Source organism: Morganella sp. GD04133, assembly GCF_029835375.1.
GTDB classification, from domain to species: Bacteria; Pseudomonadota; Gammaproteobacteria; order Enterobacterales; family Enterobacteriaceae; genus Morganella; species Morganella morganii_B.
In genome coordinates this window covers 1-16303 of sequence record NZ_JAODZS010000030.1, presented here as the reverse complement: position 1 = coordinate 16303, position 16303 = coordinate 1, and the positions used below count along the sequence as shown (strand labels likewise).

Here is a 16303-nt window from a genome sequence, read left to right as displayed (position 1 = left end):
ATTAACGATTACATTACAGGCTCAATAACAATACATTAAAGGGATGTTTAATGAAAAAGTTAATTTTAGCTGCCGGGTTGTTATCACTTTCTTCCGTTGCATTTTCTGCTCAGTTATCTGCCACCTGTGAAGATTACTTTAAACAGGTTGATGGATATATGGAACTGCTGGCCAAAAATGATGCAATGAAAGGTCAGGTTGATACCATGAAGCAGCAGTATGCTGATTCCAAAAAACAGTTTACGGAATTACCTGCCGATGCACAGGATGCAGCCTGTAAGCAGGGTATTGAGGCGTTAGCGCAGGCTAAAGCCATGATGGAACAGCAAATGCCGAAATAACGGTCGCTGTAATTATTGACGGGCTGTATGATACAGCCCGTTTTTGTTTTCAGCGGGATGAAAACTGTTTGCGGCGTTTTTCATATTTCGCCGGATTGCGGTGAAAATGACGCCAGTGAGGTTCGCCTGCGGCATAGAGCAGTTCATAATCTCCCCGTGAATCGCCCCAGGCACGCATATGGTAGGCGGATAAATCGCCGTATACCTGCTGCAGCCGGGCAATTTTCTGACCGCAGCGGCAGTTGTTGCCGTTGATTTTTCCGGTCAGAATCCCGTCTTTCTCTTCCAGCTGAGTGCCGATAAGTTTTATCCCCAGCCGCTCTGTAAACGGCTTCAGCACCAGCTCCGGGGATGCCGAACAGAGCGTGACTTCCGCACCCGATGCAATTTCTGCCGCCACCGCGCGCAGGCCTTCCGGGCGCATCATCTTATGCCAGTAACGTTCACAAAATTCCTGTGCTTTCTTTTCCACCCAGCGGGCATCGGTACCGGTCAGAAAGGTGGTGATCAGCACTTCTTTCAGCTCGTCGCGGGTCAGTTTGCGAGAGAAGCAGCGCAGTGTCGGCAGAACCAGGCGCAGCATCCGCAGGGAAAAAACACGTTTCCCGAAGGCAAAACGCAGGAAAGGAACAAAACTGTCACGGCGGGTCAGCGTGCCGTCAAAATCAAAAACGGATAACACCGGTTTTTCTGACGGGGTGGATGCGTGCATAAAGAGGTATACTCCGGTTAAATAGGTGATCGTGCAGAGTTTAGCATTTTTTCCGGCAAAAGGAGACATCTGCCCGGCTTGTCCCGCGCTCATAAGTTATTTACTATCAGGTATTGATTATCACTATCTGAATTATACCGGTAAACACTGCGAGAATATGATGATTGCAATCAGTGCCTGTCTGGCAGGCGAAGCCGTCCGTTACGACGGCAGCCATAAATTATATGCCCCGCTGAAAGCCTTGCAGAACAGCGGAATGGCGGTTCCGGTATGTCCTGAAATTCTCGGTGGTCTGCCGGTGCCCCGTGCCCCGGCGGAAATCACCGGCGGTGAGGGCTGTGATGTCTGGGCAGGCACTGCCCGGGTCACCGGCAGTGACGGCGAAGATGTCACTGATGCGTTTAAACAGGGCGCACTGCGGGCGCTGGATCATCTGCAGCAGCGGAATATCACGCATGTGATCCTGAAAGCGAACAGCCCGTCCTGCGGCAGCGGCCTGATCTACAGCGGCGCATTTGACGGCACGCTTAAATCCGGCAGCGGTGTGGCAACGGCATTGTTTGAGGCAAACGGGATCACCGTCTGGCATGAAGACCATCCGGAACTGCCCGCACTGATTGCACAGCTGTTACAGAACGGAAAAAGCGCATGACAACGCTGACACCCGCCAGTGTGTTAATCCGTATACCGGGTTGAAGACCCGTTTCAGAATCTGACAGGGTTAAGAGGTGCTTAACCGCAGAAAGGAGAGCAAAGTGATATATCCGGTTGATTTACATGCCCATACGGTTGCCAGTACTCATGCTTACAGTACCGTGCGTGAATATTTCACCGAAGCGGCGGAGAAGGGAATAACCCTGTTTGCGATCACTGACCACGGGCCGGACATGGCGGACGGCCCGCATCCGTGGCATTTTTCCAATATGCCGGTTCTGCCGCGCATGATTAACGGTGCGGGGCTGCTGTACGGTATTGAGGCCAATATTAAAAATCAGGCCGGAGAAACAGACTGCACGGATAAAATGGCGCAGCAGCTGGATATTATTCTCGCCGGTTTTCACGAACCGGTGTTGCAGCCGCAGGGACAGGCCGCCAATACCGAAGCCATGATTGCGACTATCCGCAGCGGAAAAGTGCAGATTATCACCCATCCCGGAAACCCGAAATACCCGCTGGATATTCAGGCGGTGGTGCAGGCGGCAAAAGAGTGCAATGTGGCGCTGGAGATGAATAACTCCTCATTCCTGCATTCGCGGGCGGGCAGTGAGAAAAACTGCCGTGCGATTGCCGAAGCGGTGCGTGACCACGGCGGCTGGATTTCGCTGGGCTCAGATTCGCATTATGCCGGTTATCTGGGTAATTTTGAGCGGGTGGTGACCATGCTGCGGGAGATTGAGTTTCCGGAAGCACGTATCCTGAATGTGACACCGCGCCGGGTACTGGATTTTCTGGAATCACACGGACGGCCGCCAATCCCTGAATTTGCCGGACTCTGAAAAAATGCCCCGCATTGCGGGGCATCACTTTGTTTACTTAGCGCGTAAATCATAATTCCAGTTAGTTTTTTCCAGCGCTTCAATACTTTCCACCACCAGATCAGTCAGGGCATTCAGCATTTTTTCACCTTTCTCAATACTGGCGTAAGTCGGGTCGCCGGTCGCACCGGTCACTGAAACCTCGGTGATATCCCACATAATCTGCACATTATCGCCGTGGCGGATGCTGTCCTCCGGCATCTGGCGTACCGCTTTGCTCAGGTCGCACAGATCCGGACACACCGCAGCGGTAATGGAGGATTCCCCCTCACCGCCATGCCCCAGCCCGTTCCATTCACGGAAGAAATTCTCCCCGAGACGGGCGCCGAGTACGGACCACCAGGCCGGCAGGAATGCAAAGACCACATCTTTATGGCGCGCTTTGACATTTCGCTGCGCGATATCCAGAGACGGAATATTCCCGTCGTGACCATTGAAAACAAAAATGTGTTTGATGCCATACTGAATCAGGCTCTCAAACATGTCCTCCGCAATCGCAATGACGGTTTCAAAGCGGATGTTAATCGCCATCGGCGTGCCGTTATAGTGCGCGGAAGTGCCGAACGGCACACCCGGTACCACAATCGTGCGGGACAAACGCTGTGCCGCACGGCGGGCAACGGCTTCCGGCACAAACAGATCCGGACCGAGAGGCAGATGCGGGCCATGGCTCTCGCAACTGCCGAAAATGGTAATGGCGCTGTCGATTTCGCCCTTATCGAACCGGTTTTTCAGTTCTTCAGTCGTAAATTCATTCAGATAGACTTTTTTCATTATGATCTCCCTGTGGCCGGTGAGGTGGCTTTTGCCGCCAGCAGCGGATGCAATATCAGATAAATAATAACGGTAATCACTAATGCCAGCAGGCCGGTCGGCCAGTCAGACAGAATGTTGTTCAGTGCCATCACCAGACCGGAAGCCATCCCGGCCAGCGCACTGATCACCCCGGCATAATTGTATTTCGGCTGACTGTTAATCTGCGTGATGTCGTAGCGGCATTTGCGGGTGATGTAGTAATCCGCCAGCAGCGGCCCGGCCAGCGGTGGTGCCATAATGCCGAGATAGTTAATAAAATCAGCAAAGAAGATCTGGTAAAAACCGATAGCGCCCAGCACGGTGCCGATAATCCCGGTGGTCAGGATCAGCACGTTTTTATTGACCTTTATCCCGACGGAATCCAGTACCGGCCCGGTATAGAGCGAGTTACAGTAGAGTTCCGCGTCATTGGTGGTCCACAGTGACAGTGTCCAGGTGATCACCCCGATCAGTGCCAGCAGGAAGCTTTTTTCAATCATCCAGGTTATGTAGTTCGGCATCCCGACGGTCATGGTGCCGATATAACCGACCACATTGAGCAGCGGGTTGGTGAAAATAAAACAGGCCGCCGATCCCCAGAATACCGCAGAAATACTCTTATTAAAGCGGAACAGATCCACACCCATCACCGCCCCGGCAATCCAGCTGCCGACGACCATAGTGATCGCGGTGGAGAGCATCAGTCCTTCATTACGGTTGGAATTCTCAATAAAGACCGATAATCCGCCGCCTTCCTGCAACATGGCATAACCGGTGATCACAGCGATAATCATAATAATCGGTGATACCGGAATGGCGATAATTTCCAGCCCTTTCATGCCGTGCAGTGAGGTGTAGGTAAACAGCAGGCCGGCGACGACACAGGAAAGAAAGACTTCCAGGGTGATCGGCACACCGCTGTAGCCGTGCTCAGCCGGGTTAAAGACGATGATCCCGCTGGGATTGCCCAGGAACGTGCCCCAGATATCCCCGACCATCCCGGTGATCGCCGCAAACCAGCCGAGGGTCAGCAGCCCCATAGCAATCATCGGCAGGTTCGCACCGAAACGGCCATAGGAAAAACGGCTGATCAGCGCCAGGCTCAGCCCGGTGCGCTGCGCCATAATGCCGAGCAGCGAGGTGAGAATAAACAACAATCCCATCCCGATGGCGATAGCCAGCAGCGCCATCGGAAATGACATTCCCGGCCCGCCGTTGGCCCCGGCCAGTGCGCCGCCGATAAATAACCCGGTTGCCACATACCCGAAGCCTATCCAGACCAGCACCTGTTTCCAGGTCTCGCGGCGGTGTGTCATCGGTATGGGCGTAAACATAAAATCGTGGTCATGCGCCGGAGGTGCGGATGACGTCTCGTGTTTGCTCATGGTGTTTCCCCTGTCTTACGTGGTGTTGGCAGTTGCCGCTAAATGTGTTTTTAAAATAAAAGGCATGCTCTTGTTATGATTTATTATTAGCCCGGTAAAGTCATTGTTTGCAACTAAATTAATGAAAATAAAAGGAAAAGAAAATTTAATATAACGGACAGGTTGGCGGTAAAAGCGGGGCGGGAAATCACATAAACGGGAAGGGGAACAAAAAAGCGACGAAAAATGCTGCCATCAGAAATAATGGCAGCAGGATATAAAATAACCGGGGGTAGTCATTATTCCGGCAGCGGCACCATACAGACGGCACTGCCGAAGCTGCCGTGACTGCACTCAACCCGGAATTTGCCGTAACGGCTGAGAAACCCGAGCAGGCTGTCGCCGGAGTTAAAGGTCACAATCCCGGTGACCGGCTGCCCGTCAGTGGACATATGCGGCATCAGGCTGTCTGCCAGTGCCCGTTTGACCAGCCCGGCCTCGGCGGAGGAGCCGATATAGAATTCTGATTTCAGCCAGTTTACCCCGGCAGAAACGGAATTCACACCCGGAGAGCGGGCGGCGGCAAATACCATCAGTACCCAGCCGTTGGAGTTCTGGCTGTCGGTCGCAAACGGATGTGCCACCATGTTGTAAGCCGGATTGTGCAGGGCTTTGCGCAGCTCCGGATCACGCAACACTTTCAGCAACTGAGACTGTAAGGCAGGCGGGAAGTGCAGGGTGGCAACGGTATTTCCCGCCAGTTCATCATCAATAAACTGATAAAGCCCCTGGATCCACAATTCAGACTGCGCAGTACCGCAGGTGTTGAGATTGTGATACACCCGCCAGGTACCGTTTCTTTCCCGCACGGCATAACCGGCATGGGAAAAGCTCAGCCCGTAGTCACTCAGCGCCTGACCCTGACGGACCAGCAGGACGACCCGGTCACCCTGTTTCTCCAGCCAGTCATTCAGCACTTTGGCTTGTGCGGTGCGCTGTGCGGCTTCCTGCGGCGTGGGCGGAGATTTATCCGCACAGTTCTGACTGCTGCTGTATGCCAGGCCGGACGCAGTAAGCAGGGCAGCCGCAAAAACGGATTTCAGCAGTCGCATATTATGGCATCTTCTCCTGATGAGTTAATTCACGATCATCCTGATTCACCATATGAGTGATAATTTTCCCGTCCTTTTTCAGGTACGCACCAGGGCCTTTTTCCGCCGGTTCCATTGCCAGTTTATCCCCCGGGTTCACCGGTATTTTCTCCAGCTTTTCAGTGGCGACCAGCAGCACGACATCTTCATTTTTATCGGTTTTGCCGGTGATAGTGGTCACTTTTTCTTTTTTATTGTTTTCCACAGACTCCACACTCAGTTGTGCAGGCAAAATAACCGGCGATAAAATGACAGCACTTATTATCACAGAGCTGGCGGCACTGAGCACACTACTGACTGCCGCTGTCGATAAATAAGGGTTATCCGGCAGTTTACCTGCATTCGCAGGCTGTGTGACCAGTGTGGCGGCACATAATATTGCCGGAAAAATAAACTTATTCATGCTGTTTCCCTTGATTTAATGAATAAAGGTTCTTTTTACCCGTTCTGACACCAGAAAATACGAGATCCAGATAATAGCGTAAATCACCAATCTTATCAGCGGATAATAAAGCGTGAAGTCCACATTAACATCCAGCAGATTAACCAGCACTATTTCCTGAATGGCCTCCGAGGCAATGGCAAAAAGAATAAAGGCAATAAACAGCTTCGGCAGATAACGGGAGAGCCTGAAGAAATAATACAGCGTTATCAGTATCAGCAGCATGGTCAGTATGGTAAAAGCAATATTAATATACATGACCTGCAATACGCGGTCAGGAATAAACCCCGCATTTTGCTGATATAAATCATACCACTCACTCAGCGAGTAACCACCGGCACCCAGTGACAGAAAAAGGGTAATTAACGGCAGCCACAGCCAGCCGCCGATCCGCGACATCCGTTTTTCCGCGCACTCATCACAATATTCCGCGTATTGCGGAATCTCTTTTTCCCCGCACTGAATACAGACCCATTTATGTTCCATACGCTATTTTCCGTTTTCGTCTTTCCGGATTATCCGGTTACCTGGATTGATCGTTTATCCGGCTCATCAGAATCGCATCGACATAACGCCCGTCGCGGAACGCGTAATCGCGGGCAATCCCTTCGCGCTGAAAACCGAATTTTTCATACAGGGCCAGACCGTCCGGATTATTGGCAAACACTTCCAGTTCAATACGGCGGATACCCAGCCAGTTATCGCAATAATCGATCATGGCCTGCATTAATGCACTGCCGACACCCTGCCTGCGGTAGTTTTTATTGACCGTAATACCAAAATTAACCACATGGCGGCGGCGGGGATTACTGTTCTGATTAATGCCCAGCAGCCCGACCACCACGCCGTCAACCACAGCGACCAGACGGGTGGCTGACTGATCACTCTGGCTCATCCGGTGTTCCCAGAATTTCCGCGAAGTGTACGGCATCTGTAACGTATTGGCGCAGGCGGTAAAGTCCTGATGCATGTCACACAGCGCTGCTGCATCCGAAGGGTCGGCTAACCGGATGGTAATCTGACGCATAGATAATATCCTTGATGTAATACTGTTATATTCCCTTATTAATGGCATCAATACAGTGTATCCGTCAACGGGATGAAAAGTGTTATCCGGAACGTAAAAACGGTGCCGCCGTGTTTTTTCCTGTTATTTTATTTTTCACTGATCAAACTCTCCGTGAATGAAAGGTGACGATAAAATAAGCGGAGTAACCTGCTGACATAAACAGGAAAATGTATTTTCTCTGAAAAATAAAAATTCATGTAAAAAAGTAGGCTAACCGGTGGCGGGCGATTACACTGATTGTTTCCGGAAACAATAAGGATTGTCATGGACATCCGGTTTCTTAAATCGGTATTCTGTAAATCAGGTAGCAGGCAGATGACTCATTCAGTACAGACACTGGTTTTTCTGCGCCACGGCGAAAAACCGGACAATGACAGTGGTCAGTTAACCGGCAAGGGATTACACCGTGCGCTGGCGCTGGCCGATCTTCTGATCACCCGTTACGGAAGGGCGGATGCGCTGTATGCTGCTGCGCCGAAACAAAGCAAGCTCGGCAATTCGCTGCGCTCCCTTCAGACCATAACCCCGGTGGCAATCCGCTTATCTCTGCCGGTGCATCTGGAATTTCACGCCAAAGAAACCAAAGCGCTTCGCGATGCATTACTGGATAAAGCCCATCACCGCCATACGGTCTTTGTGGTTTGGGAGCATGATAATCTGATCAGGGTCGTGAGGGATATTCTGAAACAGACCGGCGGGGATTACGCCGGTATACCGGCCTGGCCACGTGATGATTTTGACAGCCTGTGGGTGCTGACGATTATCAGAAAGAACGGGGAAATCAATATTGCATTTACCCGTGAGACACAGGGACTGAACAATCTGAACGATTATTATTCCTGAATCGTGTGAGTATGATGATGAAAAATTACGTATTTACTATGAATTAATGACGTCATGATGATTATTCTGATGGTGAGATAAATCTTAATAATGGGTGTCATTTTCCCTTAATTTACAATGTGTGAACCTGGTTTTCCTGCGCAGGGCATATCCGGGCGGCGATTATTCCGGAAAGCTAAAATTAAATGTAATGAATTATATCTGCGGGTATTAATCGGTGTTTAAAATTTATACGTAGTTTTTGGTTTCCTTTTACATTTAAATCACAACCGCTGCATCGTTAAAGAATATATAAACAATACTTTTTCATTATAAATCAGTACGTTGATCTTTGTATCTTAATGGTAAGTGTATTTTATTGTCATTTGTATTAATGAATGACATTTATTAATAATAAATCTGGCACTATTTACACTGTATATCCGTAACATTAGATTAGTTTAATATTAATGTAATGGCAAAGTATGAATACTGATTTAATATTATCGCTGAAATTACGCTGGACTGACACGGAAAATAGATGGTAGTGTTTGTTAAATCCAAATGGGTGCTATTTTTGTAAAAGGTTACATCCGGAGAGAAAAATTAATAGCATAAAATAAAATGACTAATAAATATAATAGAGGTTATTTGATGTCATCAGGTGATATATCTGATGTTAATATTTCTATGCACGCAGCTAATGATTAGTTTGCGGCGGTTAGCCGGAATTAAAAATGGAGTTGTAAATTACTACTGTTAATTTCTATAAAAGGAAGTATTATGAAACTTAAATATGCTGTTTTACCAGCTGCTCTTGCTTTGTTATTCAGTGCTTCATCATTTGCGGAAGACACAGGTACAATTTACTTTACCGGAAAGATTAACGCATCTACCTGTAAAGTTAATAATGGTAACAAAGATTCTTACATTGATATGGGTACGCATGATGCGAGCGTATTCAAGACTATTGGTACAGAAATCCAAGGCAGCGAAGACGTTGTCCTTGATCTGACGGATTGTACAGGTAATACAGCCAATCTGGCATTAACGGCTAACGATCGTAATGGCCCGGCTGAAATTAATCTGAAACAAACCGCGACCACGGCTAAAGGCCTGGTTATTGTTTTAAAAGATAAAGTAACAAATGCTAATCGCCGTGTTGATGGTTTCATCACGTCACAGGCAATTACCAGCGGTAAGGCTAAATTTGAATATGCCCCATATCTGGTCAGCACTGCAAATGTAGTGGATGCAGGTACTATTGATGCATCAGTAGATTATACTATCACGTATAACTAACAGGTATATATACTACAGGGCAGACGTGTCTGCCCTGTTAATTGTATTCAGGTGGAGTCATGATTAATTTAATTAAGATAGTTACACTTATCTTTTCATGCATTTTTGTCAGTAACAGCATGGCAGATATATATCTGGGTTCAACCCGTGTTGTTATCAGTGATGGTAAAAATGAAGGAAGTGTAAGTACACATAACAAGGATAATAAAAACTATCTTATCCAAAGCTGGATTCTGGATGAGAATGATAAAGAAAGTAATGAATTCGTAATAACACCACCATTATTTAAACTGGAAGGTAATACATCAAGCAGCCTGCGGGTTATGATGGTCGGAAATCTGCCGGCGGATCGGGAGTCACTGTATTGGCTGAATGTGAAATTTATTCCGTCAACGGATAAAAACCTGAAAGTAAACAAATTGACATTTGCGGTTAACAACAGAATTAAAATAATTTACAGACCAAAATCATTATCCTTTTCTGATTCGGTGGATGTCTTTAAAAAAGTGACTGTCAGATATGTTGACGGAAAGCTGGAATTTAAAAATCCGACAAAATATTTTATTAACATCAGTGAAGTTAAGGCTAATGATGTTGTTCTGGAATCCCCGAGTTATATCCGTCCGGAGTCGTCAGAGTTCATTCCGTTAAAAAATAATAAAAAGCCATCCGTGGTAAACTACACATTTATTGATGATTTAGGGAAGTTGAATCTATTTAAGGCCGATTTGTGATTTTTAAATAAAATTTTCTTTTCATGATAGGGATTTTCATGGAGATATTATTATGAAATCATCAGAAAGAACATGGCGTTACAGTTCAATTCTGATAGTTGCATTGTCAGGTATCAACACGGCAGGAGCCGACGACTATTTTGATCCTGATTTTCTTACCACCCCGTCCGGCGAAGCGCTTAATGTTGATTTGTCTGCGTTTGAAAAATCATCGTTTATACCCGGAACCTACCGGGTGGATATCTATCTGAATGACAAGTATGTCAATACGCAGGAAATTCTGTTCTACAGCGACAAAAATACCCATAAGCTGCGGCCTTGCTTTACAGATACCGAATTAGCGGACTACGGCATAAAGCCGGAATATTATTCGTTACCGGATCAATCCGGGGATTGTGTTGACCTGAGTGGTATTCCGGGAGCGGACGCTGAATTTAAAGGGAATATGAACCGGTTATATCTCAGTATGCCGCAGGTGGCTTTTGATCAGAAAGCGCTGGATGCCCGCCAGGAGTTACTGTGGGATGACGGTATTCCCGCTGTTTTCACTGATTATAGTTTCTCCGGTCTGCATCTGACCAATAGTAACAATAATAATACAGACGACTCCTTTTATCTGAATTTGCGTTCCGGTGTGAATCTCGGCAGTTGGCGTTACCGTAACAGCAGTACATGGAACAAAAGGGCGGGTGATCACCAAAAGTGGGAAAGTCAGCTCAACTATATTGAGCGTCCGCTGCGATCAATTAAAAGTAATTTTTTGGTTGGTGATAACTTTTCGGATTCTGACGTTTTTGACAGCGTTTCATTTCGCGGAATAAAACTGTGGTCTGATGATCAGATGTATCCGCAATATGCCGGTATCTATGCGCCGGTTATCAGTGGTGTGGCAACCACAGATTCCACGATTGAGGTATACCAGAACGGTTATGTTATTTACCGGACTAATGTCCCGGCAGGACCTTATGAGTTAAGCGATGTTATTCCGCTGAACAGCGGCGAAAATTTATACGTTGTCCGCAAAGGTATTGACGGCAGCGAATTTCGTTCTGTTGTTCCTTTTTCTTCACTTAATTTCATGCAGCGCAAGAGCCGGTATAAATACAGTATTACGGCTGCACAGTACAGAATGAATAATTACGGGCTTTCAGAGGGGACCGGTAATAAAACAAAATTTGTTCAGGCAGATGCCTTCTACGGATTAACCGGCAATACCACTATTTTCGGTGGTGTTCAGGTGACCTCCCGCTATCAGGCCTATGATGCCGGTATCGGTATGAATATTCCGGTCGTGGGTGCGATAGCAACGGATATTATGTTTACCCGGGCACAACCGGACGCCATTGACAGTATGGAAGGCAGGGTATTTCGTGTCCGCTACTCAAAGTCACTGGAAGATACCGGCACGAGTATCAGTTTTGCCGGATATCGCTATATGAGTGGTGATTATCTCACCATGACCGATATGTTTGATTATTACAGCGGACGGGCGGATACATCGGCATATCTGATGCGCAAAGGACAATCAGAATTATCCGTGACCCAGAGTTTACCGGATGAATTTGGTACCCTGAATGCATCGGTCTCCCGCCAGACGTACAACACATATTATAATAATCAGGAAAAAAGTGTTGATTCTTACAATATTGGTTATAGCAATGTATTCAACAGGGTGAGCCTGAGTGTCAATTACGCCTATTATAAAAACTCGCTCAACAGAAAAAACTACCGGACTGATATTTTTGAAACGGAGCGTCATAATGACCACGTTGTGTCTGTTAATATCAGTATTCCGCTGGAGGGGCGTTTTAAAGATCAGTGGATAACCTATGGTGCCTCCTATAATAAAGACGGTGATTTTAATAATTACGTCGGGGTCGGCGGTATACTCCCGGATGACAAAAACTTTTCGTGGAACGTTCAGCAGGGATACGGTAACAAGGGCAACGGAAATTACGGCAGTGTGTACGGTAAATATAAAGGGCGTTATGGTGATGTCAATGCCGGTTATTCCTATAAGAAAGACAACCGTCAGATATCTTATGGCCTGAACGGTTCCCTTGTGATGAGTGGTTACGGGGCTACATTATCACGGCCGCTGGGTGATACCAACGGATTGGTATATACACCGGGGGCAGAAGGTATCCATATTCTTAACAATCCCGGTGTGACGACAGACGGCTCCGGTCTGGCGATTGTGCCGAATCTCATTCCTTATCGTAATAACAGCATCCGGATCGATAATCTTACACTACCGGAAAATGCCGAAGTGGAAACGACGATAAAAGAAATATACCCGACCCGCGGTGCCGTTGTTCTGCTTGATTATAAAACGGCTATCGGAACAAAAATGCTGGTTACCCTGCGGGGCGAAGACGGTCAGCTCATTCCGTTTGGTGCTTATGTGAAAAATGATAATGATAATGATCGCGCTTATGTCAGTAACTATGGACGATTATATCTCACCGGCGCAAAAGATAATGATGATATCGGCGTGACCTGGGGAGATAAAAATCAGTATAACTGCCGCTTTTCTTATAATGTCAGCGGGAAACAAAAAGTAAACGGATTTTATATTTTCGATGCGGTTTGCCGCTGACCGGGATATTACGGAACCGGCAGACAGAGCAGGTAAACAGCATTAAAGGGAGTCAGAATGACATTGAATAATAAACATCACTGGCTGATGCCGGTATTACTGATAGTGTCAGCACAGGCGATGGCGGATTGCGCTAACACTGAGTCCGGGCTTAAAACGGCAGAATCCCATCTGCAGGCGCGTATTGAAGGTAAAATCAGCGCCGGTACATTACTGGCGACGGATGTATTGCAGGTCGATGGTATTTCTGCCTGTAATAACAGCGCTTATGAGGAATTACGGCTGGTAACAACCCGGATGGACAGTGATTCACCACCGGCATTTTTCCGGATGATTAACGGCGTACCTGCATATTACCTTAATAAAGATTATGCCTATTCTGTCCGTCTGGACGGCGTGCAGCCCTATACGTCACAGGGAGGGACTTTTTCAGTCGAAAACCGGAACGGATTTGTGTACATTCCCCGCGCATTAATTTCTGTCTATGCCGCAACAGATAATCCGGAACCGCTGAGGTTAGCGTCAGCACAGGCCGGACTCATAAAGAACGACCGGCATGAAACGATCGCAAGACTTAAATTATCGGCTAATATTGATACCGTTGAAACATGTGTCATTAATACCCCGCAGATAGTCTATGACTTCAATAATCTGGAACTGTCAGATTTTCCGGCAGAAACGGGCAGAACAGCTATCCGCGCTGATAATACAATTTCAGTCAGTTGCAGCAATGATAAAACAACCAAACGTGCTTCGATTGTATTAAGTGAGGCAACACGTTTCGCACTGGCAGACAGCGCGATTATTGCCTCAACGAATCCGGCTATCGGGTTTGCGCTTTATTATAATGATGAACAAATTACGGCGGGGAACAAGGTGTATCTCGGCAATATGCAAAAACAGTTAAATGCCTCTGTTACGGCATATATCTATAAACTGAAAAGCCGGATTGAGCCCGGACAATTCTCCGGAACAGCGGAATATATTATCCGTTTTGACTGACGGATGGACTGATATCCGCATTTTTCCCGTCATGATCCGTCAGAAAGGGCGGTGATCAGCCCTCTTTCTTTTTGCGGCTGGCTTCTTCCGCCCGTTTACGGCGCATTTCTTTCGGGTCCGCAATCAACGGGCGGTATATTTCCACGCGGTCACCATCACTGACAATATCGGTCAGTTTTGCCGGGCGGCTGAAAATACCGACTTTATTCTTTGTTAAATCCACATCATCCCGCAATGATAAAATACCGGATGCGAGAATAACGGCCTCCACGGTGGCCCCTTCGTTTATTTTCACCGGGATCAGAAATTGTTTATCCGGCAGGGCGTAGCAGACTTCAGCGGAAATATCAGACACGGTAAACCTCTTTTGCCCGTTTGGTAAATGCCATCACCATATTACCGGCCAGCTCTTTAAAGATACGGCCGAAAGCCAGCTCAACCAGTTTATTGGTAAACTCAAAATCCAGATTCAGTTCAACTTTGCACGCATCCTGGCTCAGCGGAATAAACGACCAGCCGCCCATTAGTTTGCGGAACGGGCCTTCCACTAACTGCATACGGATATACTCATTACTGGTCAGCTGATTGCGGGTGACAAAGGTTTTACTGATACCGGCTTTGGACACATCCACCGACGCAGTCATCTCATCCTGATCATGGCTGATAATACGGCTTCCCACGCAACCCGGTAAAAATTCCGGATACGCACGGACATCATTCACAAGGTTGTACATCTGTTCCACACTGAACGGAACCAGTGCGGAGCGGCTAATTTGCGGCATAACATATCCTGCGGTCAAAAATCACGAAACGGCGGAAATTATCGCCGCCTGTCAAATCGTATTATACTGTGCTGCGGCGCGGAGATAAATGCACAATGCGGCACGTACTGATGACAGAATGTATCTTAATGACAACAAAGATGTTTGTCACAAAAAGCACTTGCCAAATCCCGCTGACATGTTAAAAACAGCGTACAGGGACAGAAAACCCGTAACGGCGCTTAAAATATCAGCATTTACCGTGCGACGGATAAATAAGCAATTTATTTCGGGTGTGCATAACGTATAATAGTGAACATTATGACAAAGAAAAAAGCTCACAAACCAGGCTCTGCCACTATCGCGCTGAATAAACGCGCCCGCCACGACTACTTTATCGAAGAAGAGATAGAAGCTGGTCTGGCGCTGCAGGGCTGGGAAGTCAAATCATTACGTGCAGGTAAAGCCAACCTGGGGGACAGCTACGTCATCCTCCGTGACGGCGAAGCTTTCCTGTTTGGTGCCAACTTCACACCGCTCAGCGTGGCATCATCCCACGTTGTCTGCGACCCGACCCGGACGCGCAAGTTGCTGCTCAACCAGCGTGAACTGGACAGCCTGTACGGCAAAATCAACCGTGACGGACATACGGTGGTCGCACTGTCGCTGTACTGGAAAAACGCCTGGTGCAAAGTCAAAATCGGCATTGCCAAAGGTAAGAAAGAACACGACAAACGGGATGACATCCGCGAACGTGAGTGGAAATTAGACAAAGCAAGAATTATGAAGCACGCAGGACGTTAAGTACTGGTATTCCGTACTGATTTTCTGATATACTGTGTTTCACAACTTGGGGCTGATTCTGGATTCGACGGGATTTGCGAAACCCAAGGTGCATGCCGTGGGGCGGTTGGCCACGATAAAAGCCGCAAAAAAATAGTCGCAAACGACGAAAACTACGCTTTAGCAGCTTAATAACCTGCTCAGAGCCCTCTCTCCCTAGCCTCCGCTCTTAGGACGGGGATCAAGAGAGGTCAAACCCAAAAGAGATCGTGTGGACTTCCTGCCCGGGGAGAAAGCATTAAAACGAATCGGGCTAGTTTGTTAGTGGCGTGTCTGTCCGCAGCTGGCAAGCGAATGTAAAGACCAGACTAAGCATGTAGTACCGAAGGTGTAGAAATTTCGGACGCGGGTTCAACTCCCGCCAGCTCCACCAAATATAGTATCATTGATGTTCAGTGATAATTAAAAAAGCCTTCAATATCATAGTTGAAGGCTTTTTTTATATGTATGACCCATCCTGAATAGAGTTGACTCGTTCCTGACTTAAATACGAAGAACGTGATGATGACTGAATTCAAACGCACACAACGTGATTATCCTCTATCCTCTATCCTCTATCCTCTATCCTTTAAAGTAGCCGTTGTTGAGCAGGTCGAAAAATGTAAGTACACCCGTTTCAGTTCCACACACTTTTTGAGATTTCGTTGTTTTCAGCTAATAACCGGTACTCTCCCGGTGTCTGATTACCATTAAAAAAATGCCCATGAAACATGGGCAAACAGAGGCGGAAGTCATTCAGTAGTACCAGGTAAAATGCAGTAATAATTCCGTTTTTTTATTTTAGTTTGCAGACATTAAAAGGTTTCCCAGTCATCATCGGAATTATCTGTT

At 47.3% G+C, this 16303-nt stretch carries 18 protein-coding genes and 1 other RNA gene; 10 read left to right on the top strand and 9 right to left on the bottom strand.

All coding sequences use genetic code 11. The annotated features are described in order from the left end of the window. The first annotated feature begins 50 nt into the window (after positions 1-50). Complete coding sequence (locus N7387_RS15150; protein WP_025153330.1) at positions 51-341, top strand: DUF5339 domain-containing protein; 291 nt, start codon at positions 51-53, stop codon at positions 339-341. A 49-nt stretch (positions 342-390) separates the two neighbouring features. Here N7387_RS15150 and N7387_RS15145 read toward each other — a convergent pair whose 3' ends face one another. After that, positions 391-1053 carry an HAD family hydrolase gene (locus N7387_RS15145; RefSeq protein ID WP_262864678.1) on the bottom strand — a complete coding sequence of 221 codons (663 nt, stop codon included), beginning with the start codon at positions 1051-1053 and terminating at the stop codon, positions 391-393. A 157-nt stretch (positions 1054-1210) separates the two neighbouring features. Here N7387_RS15145 and N7387_RS15140 point away from each other — a divergent pair, with 157 nt between their 5' ends. Both N7387_RS15140 and N7387_RS15135 read left to right on the top strand, forming a co-directional pair. Then, positions 1211-1705 (top strand): DUF523 domain-containing protein, encoded by a 495-nt coding sequence (locus tag N7387_RS15140; protein WP_279800036.1) that lies wholly within the window; start codon positions 1211-1213, stop codon positions 1703-1705. 106 nt (positions 1706-1811) lie between these two features. After that, positions 1812-2549, top strand: a complete 738-nt coding sequence (locus tag N7387_RS15135; RefSeq protein ID WP_279800087.1) for a phosphatase — start codon at positions 1812-1814, stop codon at positions 2547-2549. Between the two features lie 33 nt (positions 2550-2582). Here N7387_RS15135 and N7387_RS15130 read toward each other — a convergent pair whose 3' ends face one another. The 6 genes from N7387_RS15130 to N7387_RS15105 form a co-directional block, all read right to left on the bottom strand. Then, on the bottom strand, positions 2583-3362 hold the full coding sequence (locus N7387_RS15130) for a creatininase family protein (protein ID WP_262883269.1): 780 nt from the start codon (positions 3360-3362) through the stop codon (positions 2583-2585). Continuing rightward, a complete protein-coding gene (locus N7387_RS15125; protein ID WP_279800033.1) occupies positions 3362-4768 on the bottom strand; it encodes a cytosine permease in 1407 nt (468 codons plus the stop codon). Before N7387_RS15125 ends, N7387_RS15130 begins: the two co-directional genes overlap by 1 nt. A 278-nt stretch (positions 4769-5046) precedes the next feature. Next, positions 5047-5859, bottom strand: coding sequence for a DUF2145 domain-containing protein (locus tag N7387_RS15120; protein ID WP_025153335.1), 813 nt, complete (start codon positions 5857-5859; stop codon positions 5047-5049). Position 5860: 1 nt separating this feature from the next. Next, entirely contained in the window at positions 5861-6301 is a 441-nt protein-coding gene (locus N7387_RS15115; RefSeq protein ID WP_262860647.1) for an STM0539 family protein, read from the bottom strand. Positions 6302-6316: 15 nt separating this feature from the next. Beyond that, entirely contained in the window at positions 6317-6826 is a 510-nt protein-coding gene (locus N7387_RS15110; RefSeq protein ID WP_279800030.1) for a DUF2569 domain-containing protein, read from the bottom strand. 37 nt (positions 6827-6863) lie between these two features. After that, on the bottom strand, positions 6864-7367 hold the full coding sequence (locus tag N7387_RS15105; protein ID WP_279800028.1) for a GNAT family N-acetyltransferase: 504 nt from the start codon (positions 7365-7367) through the stop codon (positions 6864-6866). Positions 7368-7724: 357 nt separating this feature from the next. On the opposite strand from N7387_RS15105, the gene N7387_RS15100 reads away from it, so the two are divergent. The 5 genes from N7387_RS15100 (at position 7725) to N7387_RS15080 (ending at position 13868) form a co-directional block, all read left to right on the top strand. Further along, complete coding sequence (locus tag N7387_RS15100) at positions 7725-8252, top strand: histidine phosphatase family protein (RefSeq protein WP_262883265.1); 528 nt, start codon at positions 7725-7727, stop codon at positions 8250-8252. Between the two features lie 762 nt (positions 8253-9014). Next, positions 9015-9533 (top strand): fimbrial protein, encoded by a 519-nt coding sequence (locus N7387_RS15095; protein ID WP_279800025.1) that lies wholly within the window; start codon positions 9015-9017, stop codon positions 9531-9533. Positions 9534-9592: 59 nt separating this feature from the next. Beyond that, positions 9593-10267 carry a molecular chaperone gene (locus N7387_RS15090; RefSeq protein ID WP_262860652.1) on the top strand — a complete coding sequence of 225 codons (675 nt, stop codon included), beginning with the start codon at positions 9593-9595 and terminating at the stop codon, positions 10265-10267. A 52-nt stretch (positions 10268-10319) separates the two neighbouring features. Then, positions 10320-12866, top strand: a complete 2547-nt coding sequence (locus N7387_RS15085) for a fimbrial biogenesis outer membrane usher protein (protein WP_279800022.1) — start codon at positions 10320-10322, stop codon at positions 12864-12866. A 57-nt stretch (positions 12867-12923) separates the two neighbouring features. After that, positions 12924-13868: a fimbrial protein gene (locus N7387_RS15080; protein WP_262883264.1), complete on the top strand. Its 945-nt coding sequence runs from the start codon at positions 12924-12926 to the stop codon at positions 13866-13868. Positions 13869-13923: 55 nt separating this feature from the next. Here N7387_RS15080 and N7387_RS15075 read toward each other — a convergent pair whose 3' ends face one another. Together N7387_RS15075 and N7387_RS15070 are read right to left on the bottom strand one after the other, a co-directional pair. Further along, the gene (locus N7387_RS15075) at positions 13924-14223 is read right to left on the bottom strand and encodes an RnfH family protein (protein ID WP_262860655.1); all 300 of its coding nucleotides are present in this window, start codon (positions 14221-14223) and stop codon (positions 13924-13926) included. Beyond that, on the bottom strand, positions 14216-14650 hold the full coding sequence (locus N7387_RS15070; RefSeq protein ID WP_025153345.1) for a type II toxin-antitoxin system RatA family toxin: 435 nt from the start codon (positions 14648-14650) through the stop codon (positions 14216-14218). Before N7387_RS15070 ends, N7387_RS15075 begins: the two co-directional genes overlap by 8 nt. 300 nt (positions 14651-14950) lie before the next feature. On the opposite strand from N7387_RS15070, the gene smpB reads away from it, so the two are divergent. Then, positions 14951-15433, top strand: a complete 483-nt coding sequence (gene smpB, locus N7387_RS15065) for an SsrA-binding protein SmpB (RefSeq protein ID WP_025153347.1) — start codon at positions 14951-14953, stop codon at positions 15431-15433. A gap of 48 nt (positions 15434-15481) precedes the next feature. Next, positions 15482-15845: a transfer-messenger RNA gene (gene ssrA, locus N7387_RS15060) on the top strand. Positions 15846-16303: the final 458 nt, after the last annotated feature.